Below are 17,685 nucleotides of genomic sequence, written 5' to 3'. Positions count from 1 at the left end.
AAAAAGAGATATACTATAATTATAATAATTACCATTTTATAAAAAAGGATTTTTCGCATGGATAACGATAAGGATATACCAACAAGTGAGCCAGAGCCACCTGACAAATTCTTCCAGCACTTAGAAAGTTGGTCCAAATCTACTAAATGGGATGTCGAGCCCGAAAATCGCTTTTCAAGTCCGCAAAGTCCTGTCAATGATTATTATGCATATTCGAAATCTACTCAAACCACTCACTATAAGACACATGATTTTGCTCATGAAAAAGAACTGGAATGGTGGAGGTCGTTTTCGGAAAAATATCCTTATCCATTGTATTGCATTCTACTCGCCGAAGCCGATGATGAAGTAGCCAGGCAGTTCATGGAAAAGGAACGTTCCTTTATTGATCATGTAACAGGCAAAGTCTGCTGCCTGATCTATTTTCGCGATCTTGATCGGGCAAAATTCTTTGATAATCCCTTTGAACTGGCAGAGCATACACGCTGGAATAATTTTATCAGCAGCTATACACGCATAGAATTTGATAAATACCCCTGCTTTCTCTTTTTTGAAGATTTCACCCACAGTGATTGGATTATTTTTTCATTGAAAGATATGAGCCTGCCACAAGTAAAAACATTATTTCAACAAGTGTGCACTTATATCCATCAACCACAAAAACAACTTTTTACCAATAAAGAGAAAAGTGCCTTTGAAAAACTAAGTCAATATGGAAAGGGCCATGTCCTCAAAAAGAGAGGTAAGGTCTTCGGAAGATGGATTGAGGAGTACGCGCCAGGAATCATCGCTGAGTTCCTTAAGACCATGATCGGCCTTCAATAAGGGATCCAGGAAAGCCTGTCAATCTATCGGCCCCTGGCTGGCTGGTCGCCATTGTGCTCGGTATCCATGCCATCAACCTGCGCAAAAAAGCACTGACCAGCCAGCCATCACGAACGTAACCTCTATACTACATGTTGAACTATCCACTCACTGTCTGTATGAAAGGTGGCGTCCTCAGGATTTGATCTGAGCCAGCAGTTCAGCGGTAGCGATGATACGTAGATCAAAGACGTTGGGAAAGCCCGGCTCATCAAAGTCCCACCAGACGGAGAGGACGGCTTGAGCCAGGGCCCAGCCACGGATTCGCTCACGTTCGAAACCAAGTTCGGCCGCCAGCTGATCCACACGGCGCGCCATCACACGTATGGGCTGGGGGGCATTAAACACCTTATGAGTCTCATTGCGCAATAGCGAGCCAGTCTCATAGGCCGGTTCGCCAATCACCCCCTTGGGATCGATCGCTAGCCAGGGAGCACGTTCAGCGGACAGGATATTCTCCTGATGGAGATCACCATGCAGGACTACCGGTTCCGCCTGACTGGCAGCAAGCTCGGCAAAGAGGCGACAGGCTTCGTCGAGCAATTTCAGTGGAATCGGGCCACTGTTCTGACTATAATATGTACGTGCCTCCACCAATCCACGCCCCCAATCCTGAATGCTCGGAAAGGAATGTTGCGCCGGCACAGGCTGCCGGATCTGACGCATCACGGCGGCAGCCTGCGAGAAGGCCTCTGCATCATCTTCGACCGTACTCAGCATATGTCCCGGTTCCAGACGTTCAAGGAGCATGGTTTCATCTTCATCATGAGCATCAAGCAAGCGCACCATACCATGTCCATCACAGATGCGCAGTGCCTCATGCTGAAGCGCAAACTCATCGCTGGGTAAACAGACCTTGATCACAACCGGAGTGCCGTCCGCACGCCTGGCAGGAGCGACATAATTAAATGACAGGTTGAATGGCTGCTCAAGCGTCAGATTCCAGCGTGCTTCACAATTTTTTAGCGCGGCATGCAGGCGCTCAATTCCACCAGTGCCAGTAGCATCATAGCTCAGACTAGCTCTATACATAAAATTGTCGGGCATAATAAACATGGAAGTTACTCTCCTATGCGTTGATTGCATATACTATGTATTGTACTGCTCTTTTTTAGCGGGTATACAAAAACCTGGAGGGCGTAGAAGAAATCCACACAAGGTGGGATGGAGGAGCACGTGGAGAGGAACATAAACAATCACATCGTGTATGTACCAGAGAAACAATGGAATTTTGATCATAAGAATAAAGCTCACTCGTACAAAGATAGATGAGTGAAGCCTGAATTCTACTATCTTGAGCGTATCAGCGTCAATATTTCGTGTACACTGCCATCTCCGTTTGAAAATCGATACAACTATTTTAACACGCTCAAACTACCCATGCAAGAAATCCTGGCTAAACCCAGGGCTTTTTAATTTTCCACTTCCTGGCTCCTACGGAGCCGTATTCTGGTGTGGAGTGTGTTCTGTGGGCGGCCGCGGCCGCCCACAGAACACACTCCACACCAGAATCCTCTGTATATGATTTGCCTGACAGTTACTCCCGGCTGAAAATTAAAAGCCCTGGGCTAAACCGATCTAGCATTCTTTTGCAAGGGTGAGTGGGAATGCAAGACCTCTCACTCACCCTTGTAGGAATTAATCCTCTACACGATCGAGACCACGGGATTTGCTGAGAGCGATTTCAAATTGCTTTTTGAGGGGAGGGATATGGTTGACGGCTCGCATCATAGTGCGTTGTCCAGCCACCACCGCTCGACCAATGACTGGTTTATGAATGAGGGCGTTGCTGTTCATTTGAGCCAGTGATTCTTTGACGGCCTCGGCGCCATATTTTTGCATTTTTTCCTCGTATCCGTGGATAGCAGGAAGAAGGTCGATATGTCCGTCGTGCACCGCTGTCAGTTGTTTGCATAGCAAGCGTGCATCGCGCAGAGCAGTGTTGGCACCTGCGCCACGACCAGGGGTCATTGTATGGATTGCATCGCCGAGCAAGGTGATATTGCTCGTTGTCCAGGCTTCGATAGGCTCTGATGTGCGGACATTAATGGCGGTAGCGGTGGTTGGATCGCTTAATTGGATCAATTTACGGAAATTGGGGTGCCAATTGGGGATCATCTCAAGCATCAAGGTGATTACCTCCTCGCCGTGTAGGGCCATGGGATCACGGGGAAAGTGTTGCCTGGCAGCCCAGAAGCCCCAGCCGATGTAGTCGCGCTCATTGTCATAGAGCATACCTGGCCATTTAGCGAGAAGGTCAGCATCATTGACGCCAATCCCTGCTTTTATGCTTCCATCGTGTTGCCATTTAAATTCAACGACATGGATGATGGCACCAAAACCTTTGGGGGCCATAATTATACTCAGCCCATCAAGAACCTTTTGCGGGAGCAACTGGCGCGCTTCTGGTGTCATGGGAACTTTGGCTCCAAACGAGAGGATGCCTGTATCGACCAGTTGTGCGTGGGGCAGGTATTGTTTGCGGACCCGTGAGTTGGCTCCGTCAGCCGCAACCAGCACAGTGCCAGTCGCACTGGAGCCATCGGCGAAAAAGGCTGTGACAGAGCCATCAGCGTGTTGTTCATAATGGGTGAAGACTTTGTCGAAATGGACAACATCTTCCAGGCCAGTCAAGAGAACCTGACGCATAGTCATGCGACTGACCGTGTGGTCTCGTTTCAGAGGATCTGGGTCCCCAGTTATCAATGAACCGCCTAGCGACCCCAGTTCAGTCAATCGCTCGCTGTACATATTGAAGTACTTTGGAGGTCGTGCACAGGTTGTGATAAAGGTATCGAACAGATCAGGCGGTAAATTTGCTTTGAGGCCACGGATACCATCGGGATCAATGCCCACGCGGTAGCCCTGTATGCCACTCATGCGAGTACGGTCGCGCTCATAGACTGCGACGCTAATATTTGCTTGTTTCAAGCCTTGTGCCAGGCAGAGACCACCTGTGCCTGCACCAATGATCAGCACATGTAACGGGAGAGTAGACATTCTTCAGTCCTTTTGCTACACTTTACCCAGTGATTAAATATCACATCACATGGATAGCACAGTAAATGTAAATCACAGTCACTAAGATATATTACGTTGAGAGGGTAAATAATGTTGCAGGAAAACGAGGGCTCGAAAAAAATCGATCTGGACCCGACCATGAAGGAACGTGTTACCCACTTGCGGGAAGAGCAAATCATGCGGGTGGTGACGGAGGTGCAGCGTAGCAGTGATATTTCGACCTTTTTTGTGCAGGCGGTGGCTGGGAAGGTTGGACTTCATCCCAGCGACCTAAAGGTACTGAGCATTCTCTCGCGCCAGAGTCCACTCAGTGCCGGACGTCTCGCCGATCTCACTGGTTTGACGACGGGCGCCATTACCTTTATGCTTGATCGTTTGGAGAAAGCTGGCTATGCACGCAGGATGCGGCATCCTGTTGATCGTCGTATCGTGTTGATTGAGCTTATTCCAGATCCATTGGAGCAGGCGACTGGCAAGTATTTTGCAGCAATGTTACGAGCGACCACTGATGCAGTGCGGGATTACTCTGACGAGCAGCTTGCGCTGGTAATAGATTTTCTTGAGAAGGTGAATGCGGCGGCGGAAGACGTCATGAAGGACCTGGAGAAGTAGAGGAGAGGATATGTATTGCAGGCGTTTTTCTTTTCTTTACGATTCACACATCTTTTTTTATAGAGCGGTATAAATAGGTCAAATGCCCCATGCCTGCTACGCTTTTATTCGCTTATACTGGGCAAAGCGCTGGTTTAGCGCCTCTATATAAAAAAGGATGGAACCATGTCAACCAGAATGAAGCGTTTCTCATTACACTCTATTCTACGCTTACTCGTTGCGGCCATCAGCATTCCTCTATTAACCGGACTCTTCGTACTATTCACCACAGGGGAGGCTGCTGCGCATGCTAGTCATCCAGCATTGCAGTATGTCGCATTAGGCGACTCTCTGCCTTTTGGTTATCAACCTGATAATGATTTTACCCATGGCTATGCGAGTGATCTTTTCCAGACGTTACAGACAAAACAGGGGTATGGGACGTTCGCGAATTTTAGTTGCTCGGATGATACTACCGCTACCTTTATCAATGGCGATCCTACGCAGAGCAATAGCCAGCGTGGTTGTCTGGTACCAGAGGTGCAGACCTCCAGCCAGCTTTCAGTGGCTAAAGCTTACTTACAGGTACATGCCAGCGATATCGGACTGGTAACACTCCAGATCGGTATCGATGATTTCTTGAATAGTGGCGCGATCAATTTGACTAATTGTCAGGTCGATCCTGCGATCTTCAATGCTCAGCTGACGACCGTCGATACAAATCTGACGCAGACGATCCTGCCACAGTTGAAGCAGGCACTTAGTGCCGCACCCAAACATCAGGCTAAACTGGTATTGGTGGATTACTTTAATCCACTACAACAACTCTGCCCCAATACTACAGCCTACATCAATACTCTCAATCAACATCTTAAACAGGATGCTCATGGTTATGCTGCCTTTGTTGGCATTAATCATCTTTTTACAACCCAAAATCTCTGCCAGTTGACCTGGATCTGTAATGATCTCCCCCCAACCCTGGGAGATATCCATCCACGTGATGAGGGCTACGCGTTGATCGCAGACACGATCTATAATCGCATCTTCTGCCATCGCGAGATTGAAGACTAAGTCCTAGCATACACGATACCAGTCGAGTCCTTTCTTTTCCGCTTTTAAACACTTGTAACAGAAGTAGAAAAAGAAAGGGCCTTTTTGTGTAGACCAGGCTAGAAATGAAGGAGGATCTTGTTATGAATAATTCGCAGCTCTCATCAACTGCCAATAACGACCAGATAGAAAAACTCTATCAAGCGTTGATAGATAGCTGGAACAGGCGCGATGCACAATCTTTCGCAGTTCTATTTACAGAAGATGGAGAGACAATCGGATTTGATGGAAGTCAATTAATCGGTCAGAGTGAGATTGCCAGCAACCTGCACGAAATTTTTAGCCATCACGTTACCCCTCCCTACATCACCAAAGTCAAAGATGTGCGCTTTTTCGGTCCTGATACCGCCATACTCCGTGCGGTCGTCGGCATGATTCCACCCGGCAGGACTGAGATCGAACCACAACTCAACGCCATTCAGACCCTTGTCGCCACGAAAAGTGAGCGTGGTTGGCTAATTGCTCATCTTCAAACTACACCCGCTCAGTTCCATGGCCGGCCAGACCTGCTTGAACAGCTAACCCAGGAAATAGAGCAGGTGCGCTCAGCTACACACAAATAATCAATATCCAACTAAAATATACGTGTTAAAGCTGAATTAACCGTGGACTGCGAACCCGGAAGGGTCATATCCAGACCCGGAACGTGCTGCTGAATGTCTTGCCAGATGTCGTTCTTTATGGCAGGTAACGGAATATAGTTATAGAGATCATAGCGACTCTCAATCTTTATAGGACGTTTCCCATAAAAACGAATCTTGATAGCAGCACGTTCCTCACGAATTCCCTGTTCAATTGGCAGTGCTTCCGCAGGCTTTTGTAGCTGCAATGCAGGTTCGCCAGTATGCGGCGAGAGTACAAGTTTATGAATATTTTGCCATGGAGTATAGAGAATATGTGCTCCAGAATTATAAACTATTCCTTCACGGCCAACGACTATGCGTTGCTTTGTAGCGCCATATAATGTGGCGGCACCAACCAGACAAAACATAAATATTGTAGCTAGAGATGCCCACAAACGATACATGTCATGTGCATATATGGCCCGCACCAGGGAAGTCACTTCATAAATTGTAAGGGATCCCCACAAAAAAATTGCCAGAGCAGAGAGCTGTCTGGTTGCACCTATACTATAGCTATGTGCCTCACTTAATTGATATGTTTGCGAAGAATCATGCTTGTTCATTATTTCATCCCTGATTATAATAATACGCTGTTCCCTTACATATACGGACGAAAGTGGTATTTAGATGAGCTATCAAGCTGTATCATATTTGTCCTAAAAAATCATTTCATAATCAATAGGGTGTAAAACGTGTATACACATTTTACACCCTATTGATTTAAATACATTCGAGCATCAACAAATGCAGAATCTTTTAGTTTTTCCCTAGTCGAGAGTTAAAAAATTTCACCATGTTGTCGCCTGTAGGATCGGTATATTTTTGCGCGACCATGCCTTTTACGAGGTCGGAGGTGGCGTAGCGGAAGTGTGGATGATCCTCGGCTACAGCCTGAATGATGATTTCCGCGATCTGGTCTGGAGTTTGTCCCAGCGAGGCAAAGCGTTCCTGGGAACCTCCCATGTACACTTCAAACATCGGTCCATAAATGCGCTGCTGCTCATCAGTTGGTGTCGCTGAAGTAGCGACAACTGAGGCCACGAAGTTTGTGTTTACAGGACCTGGCTCGATCACGGCCACATCAATGCCCAGGCGTTGGGCGACCGGAGCCAGACTTTCCATGAAACCTTCAACGGCAAATTTGGCGGCACAATAGGCATCGTTAAAGGGCTGCCCGATAATTCCGCCCACGCTAGAAACCGTGAGAATACGGCCTGCGCCAGCCGCACGCATAGCGGGAAAAACCGCCTGGGTCATACGCCATACGCCAAAGAAATTCACTTCCATGGTACGTCGTAAATCCTCGTCCGAGGTCTGTTCCATTGTACCCAGATAGCCTGCGCCAGCATTATTTACCAGTAGATCGATATGACCATATGTCTGTAGCACCTGCTGTACACAATCTGCCACCGATGTATCATCCTGTACGTCAAGCGCACGTATATCCAGGGTCACACCGGCTGAACGGGCACGCTCCTCCAACGAACCAGCCTTTTTCGTATCACGCAGTGTCGCCACAACTGTATAGCCACGCTGCGCCAATAATACCGCCGTACTCAAACCAATACCCGAGGACGTCCCGGTGACCAACGCGATCTTCTCATTCTGTACTGAACTCATTGCAAATCCTTCTATCCTGTACAAGGATATTAACCAGTGATGTGTGATGATGCCAGGTTACTTATACATAGCATCGAATCAACAAAGCTGAAATATAGTTACTTCTTTAGACACGTACAATATTGCAAAAAAGTCTATCGGGAAATAGTGGAGCGCAAAGACTGTTATGAGCATGCGTGCAAAACGTAGTATTTATCATTACGCATGCTCTACAAAAACTGTGCTGGCTATTGGGTGAAAAGACTGTCCTTCACCAGGATTACTATTTAATTTTGTCGATGGCGACAACAGCAATAATAAAGATGGCCAGGCTGGCCGCACAAAAACTGATCCATCCACCGGAACCACCAACGATAATCAGGCAGATCACGGCCATCACAATCAAGGTTAACAGGGACATGCCAAATGCGATCAGCCGCAATACATTATGATTATCAGGCGCAGATGGGTATAATTTTCCAGCCGCTCCACCCATTGATTGCCGTTGATAAGAGGACTCAAATTGCTGCTGATTATCTATCTGCTCGCCTCCATATCCACCATAACTTGAACTCTGACCAGCCTCGCTGGCCTCTCTTTGTGGCATCATAATTAGATTATTCCTCCTATTAGCTTTATTGCTATTGTTCTGTCTATCCATCATCAGTTACGTATAAGAGGAATATAAAGTTGCGTAGCAGCGGCCGGTCTTGCACCTGCAACTGTACGACGTACGAGCAGGCACAAGCCAGGCTTGCTCAACACAACTACATTTGTGCTTCTCGGACGGGACTAAGCAAGGATAATAAGCCTCCTACCACCATTCCAGCCAATAATGCTATACCATGAATATCGTGCAGGATTGATAGGCTGATGACCCCAATCAAACAAATGACGATGGCCAGCCAGAGCAACAGCCTCAGTCCTCCTGCCCGTGGCGATAAGATGCGCAACAGGACAGAGCCAACAATCCACAGGACAATGGAGATCCAGATGCTGCCAGTGGATTGGCCGATCAAGGATGAAACTTCAAAGATTGCAAAGAAAACGGGTAGAAAAAACTGAGGTTCTTTGCTCCTCAACAAGAGGATCAACATGCCACCCATCAGGCCGAACAGAGCGATTGAGTTGCCTCCTCCATAGGGTTGCCAGAGATAGCCCATAATTTCTCCAGCCAGTGCACCCGAGCAAAAGAGCAGTAACCAGCGCCACCATCCCAGCCAATGCTGAGCAGGAATCCCGACACAGATAAAGCCAATTGAGACGGTCAACAACTGCACCCAACCATCGGAATCTACTAATAATGGCGAGAGGATGCGCCACCATTGTCCTGCGGCCAGCGCATGTGGATCGCGCTGTAATGTCTGTAATACTACAGGTGAGAACTGCATCCAGATCACAAAGATAGTAGATAAGAGTATCACCAGCAACGGTAGGAATGGCAGTGGCCGCAGTGCGATTTCCTGTCGTAAGTTTAGCCTGGTTGGCTTTTTCTGGCTTGCTTCATCATTATGAGTATATGTGTTTCTCGAATTATCTTTAAAAGTATTCATAGCTATTTCTATCCTGCGTCCTTCTATCTATACATACATACTTTTCGCCATAAAATCCACTTTTTTAGGCGGCCGCGCTTGTTTCATCTGCAGAAAGTATATACAATAGCCGGATAGGCCCGCCTCATCCTACCGGGTGATTCGGGTGGGTGAGCATGTACGAAAAATGTTACGTACTCCATCGTTTCTGGAAATGGTAGTCCGAAACAAGCAACTGTATATGTAGAGAAAGGAAACATTACGTATGATTTTGAAGACACTACGCTTGGTCTGTATTATCTGTGCGGCACTCGCCTGTGGATTAACAGTAACCCATGATCTGGAGATGCCCGGTAAACAATTGTTGAGTGGTGCCGAGTGGTTGACGGTGCAGCATACGTTCTATGGTGGATTTGCGATTGTTGGAGGATTGGCTGAGGTGCTGGGCCTGCTCACAGCCGGAGTCCTGGCTTACTTTCAGCGTCGGCAACGCATGGACTTTCTATTCTCACTGGTCGTTGCACTCTGCTTTGCGGGCATGCTGGTGCTGTTTGCGGTCGGCAATAATCCGCTCAATCAGCAGATCGCTGCATGGACTCCTCAGACGTTGCCTGCTAACTGGCATGAGGTTCGTGACGCCTGGGATATGTTTCACGCCGCTAGTTCTGTGCTGGCAAGTCTGGCCTTGCTGCTACTGCTGATCTCAGTATTGCATCCAACTACATCTCAAGCCGCCACGGTCACCTCAGCATCCTCAACCAAACAAAAACAACAGAACAGCTTTAAGGCTACGCATCTTTCGCACCGGCTCCAACAGGAGTAACAGTGAACAGAGTAGCTAAATCCTTGTATGTAGCGGCCTCAAAACCAGCAGCGGCAAGACGGCTTCCAGCCAGCCATGCCTCCTGGAAGTCGTCACTCTTCAGCTTTGCGCGTGCCCGGTCCATGGCCTTGAGATAGGCTTTTTTATAAACTGGTGGCATGGGAGCAACAATCTGTGCTCGTATGCCTGCGGCAATGCCCCAACACTGTACCGCGTGCTGCGCCTGCTTCAGGGTCACCAGGATCTGCCCATATCCTTCCAGACAGAGAGCGGCAAGTTCTTTACCTCCCAGTTCTGAAAGATGTTTCCAGGCTTCCTCATACAAGGCGCGCGCCTGCTCTCCCTCACCGCGCAGGCCACTGATGCGGGCCAGCACAACCAGTGTTTCCGCAGTTCCATGCCGCTCATTGATCTGTTTGAAGAGGTGTCGCGCCTCTTCCAGTACCGTCATTGCGACCTCTTCATCCCCTGACGCATAGTGGATCTGCCCAAGTAAGACCAGGACGAGCGCTACCAACCTTTTATTGCCGATGGATCTGAAAAGGGCCAGGCTTTCTTCAGCCAACTCTTTCGCCCTGGCCCGCTCCTGCCCCGCCAGAAAGAGGATCGTAGCCATATCAAACAATGGATAAGCGGTACTATAGTGCTCACCTAATGCCTGGTAGGCGACCAGCGCCTCGTCAGCCAGTGTGAGCGCACGCTGGTAGCTACCTTGAATACAGGCGATCTGCACCAGGGCTTCGCGCGTTGAGGCGCAGCGACGCGGATTGTCCAGGTCAATGTAGAGGGTAAGCGCTTCTTCAAGCAGGCGACGAGCAACTTTATAGTTGTCTCTCACCATGGCCAGATTGCCCTGTAGACGCAGAATATTGGCCATCGATTCTTTATCGCCACTCTCGCGGAATAGGAGCTGACTTTCGCGCAGGTAGGATTCTGCGCGTGCGGCCTCATTTTGTAGCAGCGCCATAAAACCTGCATTATGCAGCGCCTGCGCTTTGATGATTGGTGATATCCCCTGACTGGCCGCCAGTGCTTGCTGCAGAAAAGCTGAACCATCCGCAAAATAACAGCGAATCTCCCAGAAGCGCATCAACGCTGAGCAGAGCTGGATCGCTTGCTCTATATGTTCAGTACAACGGGCCTCGACACTCAATAACCAGCGGAGCGCCACGCGCACATTATCATACTCACGATCGAGTTGGTCCAGCCAGAATATTTGCTCGGCTCCATTCAATAAAGGTGTAATCCTGGTAATCCAGCTCACTATATACTCGCTCAACGCAGCCTGCGTGGCCTGAAGTTCACCTGTGCTGGAGAGGCTTTCCAGTCCGTATTCACGCAACGTACGCAATAGCCAATAACGAGGCTCCCCCTCCCAATCATCTGAGAGCCGCAGCATGCTCTTATCCACCAGACTTTCCAATACCTCCAGGATATTGCCCTGGACTGGACTACTGGCACTACAGACCTGTTCAGCGGCTTCCAGCGTGACGCCACCTGTACAGACCGCCATACGGCGAAAGACACGCTGCTCATCGGCCTCAAGTAGATTATAACTCCAGTCAATCGCGGTATGCAGGGTCTGCTGACGCTCAGGCACATCCTGGGCTTTCCCTTGTAAGAAGATAGTGCCTTGCTCCAGGCGGGCCAGTAACTGTGCTGGCTTGAAGTGTCTGGTGTGAGCTGCCGCTAGCTCTATTGCCAGTGGAATACCATCCAGGTAGCTACATATCTTAATGATCGAGCTGACATTCTCCTGATTAAGGACAAAATTGGGGAGGACTGCCTGAGCCCTTTGCACAAATAAGCTGATGGCATCAGCAGGTCGCCAGGATTGTAGATCCACTATTGCTTCTACAGCTGGCAGTGGGAGCGGCGCAAGCTCAAAAATATGCTCAGCTTGCAGATGCAGTATTACGCGACTGGTCACGAGTATTTGCAGATGGGGACAACTTGCCAGCAGGTCAGCGATCAGCAAGCGTGCGGGTAGTACATGTTCAAAATTATCCAGTATCAAGATCAGTGCCTGTTCCTGCAAAGCACTCTTGAGCTGTTCGAGCAGACTGCTATTTTTATCTTCCTGCACATCCAGGGCCTGCGCGAGTGCGAACAGGACTTCATCAGTAGTACGCACTCGCTCTAAAGCAACGAAACAGATCTGTCTGGAGGAGCGCTCCTCAAGCTGTCTGGCGACCTGAAAGGCGAGCCGTGTCTTGCCCACGCCAGCGGTACCGATCAGTGTCAGGAGGCGCACATCCGGACGGGATAGTCGTTGAGTCAGCATGACCAGCTCATGCTCACGTCCGACAAAAGATGCCAGGTTGGAAGGAATACCTTGTAGTGAACGTCGGCGTCCAAGCGTGGCGGGTCGAGGAAAGGTCTGGGGAAGATGGGGCTGCACAAGTTGAAAGAGTCGGCTATGGCCAGGAATATCCTTCAGCCGGTATTCCCCGAGATCCTGTATCGTCAATGGTTCTGGAAGCTCATGAGCAATCAGATCATGGGTACGTTGTGAGAGCAGAACCTGTCCGCCATGGGCCGCGCTCATAATACGGGCGGCATGATGTACATCTAGTCCGATGTAGCCTTCTTCTACCTCTTGCAGTTCGCCCGTGTGGATCCCCATGCGGACACGCACGCTGACACCATCGGGCCACGTCGTATTGTGCAGGGATTGCTGGGCGCTAGCGGCTGCTAAGATAGCGTTTTGGGCACGCTCAAACACCACGAAGAAGGCGTCACCCTGCGTATCCACTTCATAGCCATCCTGCTCGGTAAACGCGGCCCGTAGTACACGCCGACACTCACGTAACATATCAGCATAACGGCTCCCAAGCTGTTGCAGCAGACGTGTTGAACCTTCGATATCGGTAAAAAGGAGTGTTAAAACGCCACCAGGGAAGCGCCGCGTAGTCTTGTTCATCGCTCCGTCTCCAATCAAGACGATCTTTTCGCTTTCCATCAATAATATCACAAAAATGCTCTATACGCGCCCCGAAAGCACACAGAACACCAATTAATTATGCTTGAACAGAAAGATATTTTTACATACCACCACTTACCTATTGACAATCAAGTTCATTGCTTCTATACTTAGTTACATGAGTAATGAACCAGCGAAGTGGTGGTAATAAAATGAGCCATCTTATTGAAGACAACAGACCAATTTTCATGCAGATCGCTGAACGCATTGAGAACGACATTATTGAAGGAGAATTGCCCGAAGAATCACAGGTTCCTTCGACCAATCAGTTCGCGACCTTTTACCAGATCAATCCGGCTACGGCCGCCAAGGGGATTAATCTGCTGGTGGATCAGGATATCTTGTACAAGAAGCGAGGTGTAGGTATGTTTGTGGTTACAGGTGCACGCGCACGCTTGCTGGCCCGGCGGAAAGAACAGTTCTTCGAGCAGTATGTGGTGACGATGCTTCAGGAAGCAGAAAAGTTAGGCATTACTATCGATGAGTTAAAAGATATGATTCAAAGAGAGGTATATCATTCATGAATAGTGTCGTTGAGGTCCATCAACTGACAAAAAGATATGGCCAGGTGACGGCAGTCGATCAGATCAGTTTCTCACTGGAGGAGGGCAAGATCTATGGCCTGCTGGGACGTAATGGAGCCGGCAAGACAACGATTATGCAGTTGCTCACCACCCAGATCTTCCCTACCGGTGGCGATATTAAAATCTTTGGCGCCACCCCTTATGAGAATAATGCCGTTCTGAGCCAGATCTGCTTTATCAAGGAGAGCCAGAAGTATCCAGATTCGTTCCGGGTCGTTGATGTGCTCAAGGTGATGACTGGCTTCTTTCCCAACTGGGATCGCGAGTATGCTTCTGCGCTGATCGAGGATTTCGAGCTTCCTTTGAAACGCAAAATGAAGGCGCTCTCCAGAGGTATGTTGTCCGCTGTGGGCATCATTATTGGTCTGGCCAGCCGGGCCCCATTGACGATGTTTGATGAGCCTTACCTGGGCCTGGATGCAACGGCTAGAAGCGTCTTTTACGAGCGCTTGCTTGAGGACTATACCGAGCATCCCCGTACAATCATTCTTTCAACCCATCTGATCGACGAGGTAAGCCGGTTGCTGGAACATGTACTGGTTATCAACCAGGGTACATTGATCCTGAATGAAGATGCCGAGACCCTACGCGAGCTCGCCTTCTCTGTGGTGGGACCAGCGGCCAGCGTCGAGGCGTTTAGCGTTGGGAAAGAGGTTATTGAACAGAAAGCGTTTGGCCGACAACTTTCAGCCACCATACTTGGCTCCCTGGACAACGCGGAGCGACGGCGGGCCGAGGCGATGGATCTGGAATTGACAGCGGTCCCGTTACAACAACTCATTGTCCATCTGACCAATGAGAAAAGAGAAAGAAAGGCAGTGGAGGCCCTATGAATCGCGTACCTGGTATCATCAAAATGTACTTTCAAGATAAACAATCATGGATGTTGATCCCCTGGCTCTGGATCCTGCTCCCAAGCTTTGCCGTCAACTGGCTGATAGCCTTGTTGACCCATAGCGATGTAGGTCTCTATACCGGCGGGCTTGCCTCGCTCTACCTCTCTACAGCGGCGATCGGCATGTTGATCGTGCGCGAAACATTTCCTTTCGCCATCGGTTTTAGCGCGCGTCGTAGCGAATACTTCCTTGGTACCTTGCTCGTGGTTCTGCTCTTCTGCACTGGCTCAGCAGTCTTGTTGCTACTACTCAGCTTGATAGAGCATAGCCTGATCCGGGGCTGGGGTGTCAATCTTCACTTCTTCTCTGTTCCGTATGTCAGCGATGGACCCTGGCCGGGTCAATTCTGGATCTCGTTTGTTCTGCTCGTTCATCTCTACTCGCTTGGCCTTATGTTAGCCAGTGTCTACCAGCGCTTTAGACGCAATGGCTTGCTGATCCTGGGCGTAATCGCGCTGGTTACTATCGCGCTGACATTCTTTGCCCTGACCAGTTGGATTGGCTGGGGTGGTATCATCGCCTGGTTTGCCCAGCATACAGCCGTAGACCTTGCCTCATGGTTAGCGCTGCCAGCACTACTATATATAGCAATATCGTATCTACTACTGCGAAAAGCGACAATATAATCAATGAGGGAGCAATAAAAAAAGATGTTTATGGATCAACAGAGCACGTTCCAGTTGCACGAGCAGGAACAATTTCAATCTTATTATGGCGCTGACACGTCCGCCTCATCAGCATCCACAAACAGGACTGAACAGAAAATCTATCCACCTGTACGGGACAATAGCAATGTGCTACGCATCCTGGTTGCCTTTCTCTCAATACTGATGTTACTGCTTTTTGGCCTGTTCTTTATGCTGATCATCGGCGGACCAAACGCCTGGATTGGCATCGCCAGCACGACCCTCTTTCTGATCGCTGTTGTCACCATCGATAAAGTTCAATAAAAAAAGTATGCTATATCGCCTACAGGAATGCTGGTTAGGGCACCTGCCAGCATTCCACACCACGGAAGGAAACCGTTATGTCATTTCAGCTAAAACAACCAGCGTTGCTGGAGAATGTTCAGACTCAGACGGAGTCAGCCGTTACATCGACCCCTACACGCCTATTCTTTGTTGATCATGTACGTGTCACCCTGACTATTCTGGTAATCCTCCACCATCTGGCTATCACCTATGGAGCCTTAGGACCCTGGTATTATCAGGAGCCAACCAAAGATCCATTGTCCGCTGGCATACTGACCTTCTTTATGTTGATCAACCAATCGTTCTTTATGGGTCTCTTCTTTCTGATCTCGGCCTACTTTACGCCCGGCTCATATGCTCGTAAGGGTCCCAGGACTTTTCTCAAGGATAGATTGCTACGACTGGGCATTCCATTGCTCGTGTTTAGCCTGCTCATCAATCCCTTGCTACTGATGTTTAGCTTCAAAGTACCATTCAGCCTGAACCTGATGGGTACTGGACCCCTATGGTTTGTTACAGCCCTCCTGATGTTCGATTGTCTGTATGTCATTTTTCGCCAGATCAGCAAAGGCCGAAGCATGCAAATGTTTCAGCAGACACACAAGCCACTGACATTTAAAAGTGTGCTGGCCTTCACATTATTCCTGGCCGTCTTCGTCTTTATTACACGCCTCTGGTTTCCCTTCGGCTGGTCTATTCCAGTTATCAACCTGACCATATCCAACTTCCCACAGTACATCAGTCTTTTCATCGTTGGTCTGCTGGCGGCACACCGTGGCTGGTTTCAAAATACGCCATCATGGATCGGCAAAGTTGGCCTCTGGAAGGCTCTTGGCTCCACGTTAATCTTGTTGCCGCTGGCGATCATCAGTGGGCCAGCCGCATTTACTGGTGGACTCCACTGGCAATCCTTTGTCTATGGTCTCTGGGAATCCATTATGGGGGTAGGTATGGCTAGTGGATTGCTTATCCTGTTCCGCCAGCGCCACAATCGCCAGGGGCGCATCGGACGCTGGTTGTCACAGCAGACTTACGCGGTCTACTGCATCCATGCGCCGATGATTGTTTGCATTGGTATTCTGCTCAGCAGCTTGCATCTCTATCCACTGCTCAAATTTGCCCTGGTATCACTGGTTGCCCTGGTACTCTGCTTCGGCTGCGCCGACCTGCTACGTCGTATTCCAGCAGTGCGCCGCATCCTCTAAAGTTTCTCACATGTAATAATACCTATCGTAATAGAATTACATACATCAATTGGTGTGTGTAACTCTATTGCTTTTTAACAGCGCTTATCCCCCATCCGACGCTGGCGGTTTCTGCCAGGTTAGTAGATAGCGCCAGAGGAGCAAGCGACGCAAGCGTGCAGCTGGCAGATGAACGGAAACGCTCGCCTGAATCTCTCTTAGTGACATCTCCGCTGGCCTGGTTGGTGCTCCACTGTAATCCCAGCCACGACTGAGTGCATAGAAAATATTCACGGGAACCGCGACAAGTGAGATCGCGGTATCAGCCAGACTGGCTTCCCGGTACAAGCCAAGCACCGCTAACACGCCCCCTGGTCGCAATAATGACACCATCTTTTCAAGCGCCTGTTCGAATGGCATATGGTGAAGCGATGCGGATGCACAGATAAAATCAAACTGCTCATCAAATTGGTGCTGCATAAAATCGGCTTCGGCAAACTGGATCAAAGGGTTACGTGTCAGTTCCCGGGCCCGCTGGATCATTGCCTGATCCGGATCTATACCTGACACGACTGTAGCAGACCGCTCGGCTACACGCCGGGCCAATTCACCATCGCCACAGCCAATATCCAATGCATTCTGACAATCCGGAGGGATCTGACGCAAAAGTAATTCTACATAATGCTCATTGTGGTTATACTGCAACATCTCACATTCTGGTCTAGCTATAAACCATCCCTATCATGGCTTACCAGTTCAGGTTGACCGCACCTTCCTGTTGAAACTTCTTTACACGGTTTAGCTATTTTTGTCAAATACCTTCGCGATCATTATTCCAATTGTTCCAGATGAACGCGGTTGCGTAATAGACTGCAATCGATTAGAATAGGCACATAATTTATAG

18 protein-coding genes are annotated in these 17,685 nt (G+C 49.1%); 10 read left to right on the top strand and 8 right to left on the bottom strand.

What is annotated here, in order from left to right; translation table 11 throughout:
- Window positions 1-57 precede the first annotated feature (57 nt).
- Window positions 58-825, top strand: coding sequence for a hypothetical protein (locus tag EL633_RS33685; RefSeq protein WP_126631586.1), 768 nt, complete (start codon window positions 58-60; stop codon window positions 823-825).
- Between the two features lie 174 nt (window positions 826-999).
- Here EL633_RS33685 and EL633_RS33680 read toward each other — a convergent pair whose 3' ends face one another.
- Together EL633_RS33680 and EL633_RS33675 are read right to left on the bottom strand one after the other, a co-directional pair.
- Entirely contained in the window at window positions 1,000-1,920 is a 921-nt protein-coding gene (locus EL633_RS33680) for an aminoglycoside phosphotransferase family protein (protein WP_161982669.1), read from the bottom strand.
- Window positions 1,921-2,502: 582 nt separating this feature from the next.
- Window positions 2,503-3,864 carry an FAD-dependent oxidoreductase gene (locus tag EL633_RS33675; RefSeq protein ID WP_126631584.1) on the bottom strand — a complete coding sequence of 454 codons (1,362 nt, stop codon included), beginning with the start codon at window positions 3,862-3,864 and terminating at the stop codon, window positions 2,503-2,505.
- Between the two features lie 111 nt (window positions 3,865-3,975).
- Between EL633_RS33675 and EL633_RS33670 the strand changes: the two genes are divergently transcribed.
- From EL633_RS33670 to EL633_RS33660, 3 genes are all read left to right on the top strand, one after another.
- A complete protein-coding gene (locus EL633_RS33670; RefSeq protein ID WP_126631583.1) occupies window positions 3,976-4,497 on the top strand; it encodes a MarR family winged helix-turn-helix transcriptional regulator in 522 nt (173 codons plus the stop codon).
- 165 nt (window positions 4,498-4,662) lie between these two features.
- Window positions 4,663-5,547 carry an SGNH/GDSL hydrolase family protein gene (locus EL633_RS33665; protein ID WP_126631582.1) on the top strand — a complete coding sequence of 295 codons (885 nt, stop codon included), beginning with the start codon at window positions 4,663-4,665 and terminating at the stop codon, window positions 5,545-5,547.
- A gap of 122 nt (window positions 5,548-5,669) precedes the next feature.
- Window positions 5,670-6,149 carry an SgcJ/EcaC family oxidoreductase gene (locus EL633_RS33660; RefSeq protein ID WP_126631581.1) on the top strand — a complete coding sequence of 160 codons (480 nt, stop codon included), beginning with the start codon at window positions 5,670-5,672 and terminating at the stop codon, window positions 6,147-6,149.
- An 11-nt stretch (window positions 6,150-6,160) separates the two neighbouring features.
- Here EL633_RS33660 and EL633_RS33655 read toward each other — a convergent pair whose 3' ends face one another.
- The 4 genes from EL633_RS33655 to EL633_RS33640 all read right to left on the bottom strand — a co-directional run bounded on the left by EL633_RS33655 (window position 6,161) and on the right by EL633_RS33640 (window position 9,361).
- A complete protein-coding gene (locus tag EL633_RS33655) occupies window positions 6,161-6,772 on the bottom strand; it encodes a hypothetical protein (protein WP_126631580.1) in 612 nt (203 codons plus the stop codon).
- A gap of 193 nt (window positions 6,773-6,965) precedes the next feature.
- The gene (locus tag EL633_RS33650; protein ID WP_126631579.1) at window positions 6,966-7,829 is read right to left on the bottom strand and encodes an SDR family oxidoreductase; all 864 of its coding nucleotides are present in this window, start codon (window positions 7,827-7,829) and stop codon (window positions 6,966-6,968) included.
- 262 nt (window positions 7,830-8,091) lie between these two features.
- Window positions 8,092-8,418, bottom strand: a complete 327-nt coding sequence (locus EL633_RS33645) for a hypothetical protein (RefSeq protein WP_126631578.1) — start codon at window positions 8,416-8,418, stop codon at window positions 8,092-8,094.
- A gap of 157 nt (window positions 8,419-8,575) precedes the next feature.
- Window positions 8,576-9,361, bottom strand: a complete 786-nt coding sequence (locus EL633_RS33640) for a rhomboid family intramembrane serine protease (RefSeq protein WP_126631577.1) — start codon at window positions 9,359-9,361, stop codon at window positions 8,576-8,578.
- Between the two features lie 244 nt (window positions 9,362-9,605).
- Here EL633_RS33640 and EL633_RS33635 point away from each other — a divergent pair, with 244 nt between their 5' ends.
- Entirely contained in the window at window positions 9,606-10,163 is a 558-nt protein-coding gene (locus EL633_RS33635) for an anthrone oxygenase family protein (RefSeq protein WP_126631576.1), read from the top strand.
- Here the strand turns inward: EL633_RS33635 and EL633_RS33630 are convergent.
- A complete protein-coding gene (locus EL633_RS33630; RefSeq protein WP_161982668.1) occupies window positions 10,129-13,086 on the bottom strand; it encodes an adenylate/guanylate cyclase domain-containing protein in 2,958 nt (985 codons plus the stop codon). The genes EL633_RS33635 and EL633_RS33630 overlap by 35 nt on opposite strands.
- A gap of 212 nt (window positions 13,087-13,298) precedes the next feature.
- Between EL633_RS33630 and EL633_RS33625 the strand changes: the two genes are divergently transcribed.
- The 5 genes from EL633_RS33625 (at window position 13,299) to EL633_RS33605 (ending at window position 16,802) form a co-directional block, all read left to right on the top strand.
- Window positions 13,299-13,670, top strand: coding sequence for a GntR family transcriptional regulator (locus EL633_RS33625; protein ID WP_126631574.1), 372 nt, complete (start codon window positions 13,299-13,301; stop codon window positions 13,668-13,670).
- Window positions 13,667-14,563 (top strand): ABC transporter ATP-binding protein, encoded by an 897-nt coding sequence (locus EL633_RS33620; RefSeq protein ID WP_126631573.1) that lies wholly within the window; start codon window positions 13,667-13,669, stop codon window positions 14,561-14,563. The genes EL633_RS33625 and EL633_RS33620 overlap by 4 nt, the downstream gene beginning before the upstream one ends.
- On the top strand, window positions 14,560-15,252 hold the full coding sequence (locus EL633_RS33615; protein WP_126631572.1) for a hypothetical protein: 693 nt from the start codon (window positions 14,560-14,562) through the stop codon (window positions 15,250-15,252). The genes EL633_RS33620 and EL633_RS33615 overlap by 4 nt, the downstream gene beginning before the upstream one ends.
- Window positions 15,253-15,276: 24 nt before the next feature.
- A complete protein-coding gene (locus EL633_RS33610; protein WP_126631571.1) occupies window positions 15,277-15,576 on the top strand; it encodes a hypothetical protein in 300 nt (99 codons plus the stop codon).
- A 77-nt stretch (window positions 15,577-15,653) separates the two neighbouring features.
- Window positions 15,654-16,802, top strand: a complete 1,149-nt coding sequence (locus EL633_RS33605) for an acyltransferase family protein (protein ID WP_126631570.1) — start codon at window positions 15,654-15,656, stop codon at window positions 16,800-16,802.
- A gap of 84 nt (window positions 16,803-16,886) precedes the next feature.
- Here the strand turns inward: EL633_RS33605 and EL633_RS33600 are convergent, their stop codons facing one another.
- Window positions 16,887-17,489 (bottom strand): class I SAM-dependent methyltransferase, encoded by a 603-nt coding sequence (locus EL633_RS33600; protein ID WP_126631569.1) that lies wholly within the window; start codon window positions 17,487-17,489, stop codon window positions 16,887-16,889.
- Window positions 17,490-17,685: the final 196 nt, after the last annotated feature.

It is taken from the genome of Dictyobacter alpinus, assembly GCF_003967575.1.
GTDB classification, from domain to species: domain Bacteria; phylum Chloroflexota; class Ktedonobacteria; order Ktedonobacterales; family Ktedonobacteraceae; genus Dictyobacter; species Dictyobacter alpinus.
Note: the sequence above shows the minus strand (reverse complement) of the source record. Positions and strands in the feature narration are given on the sequence as shown.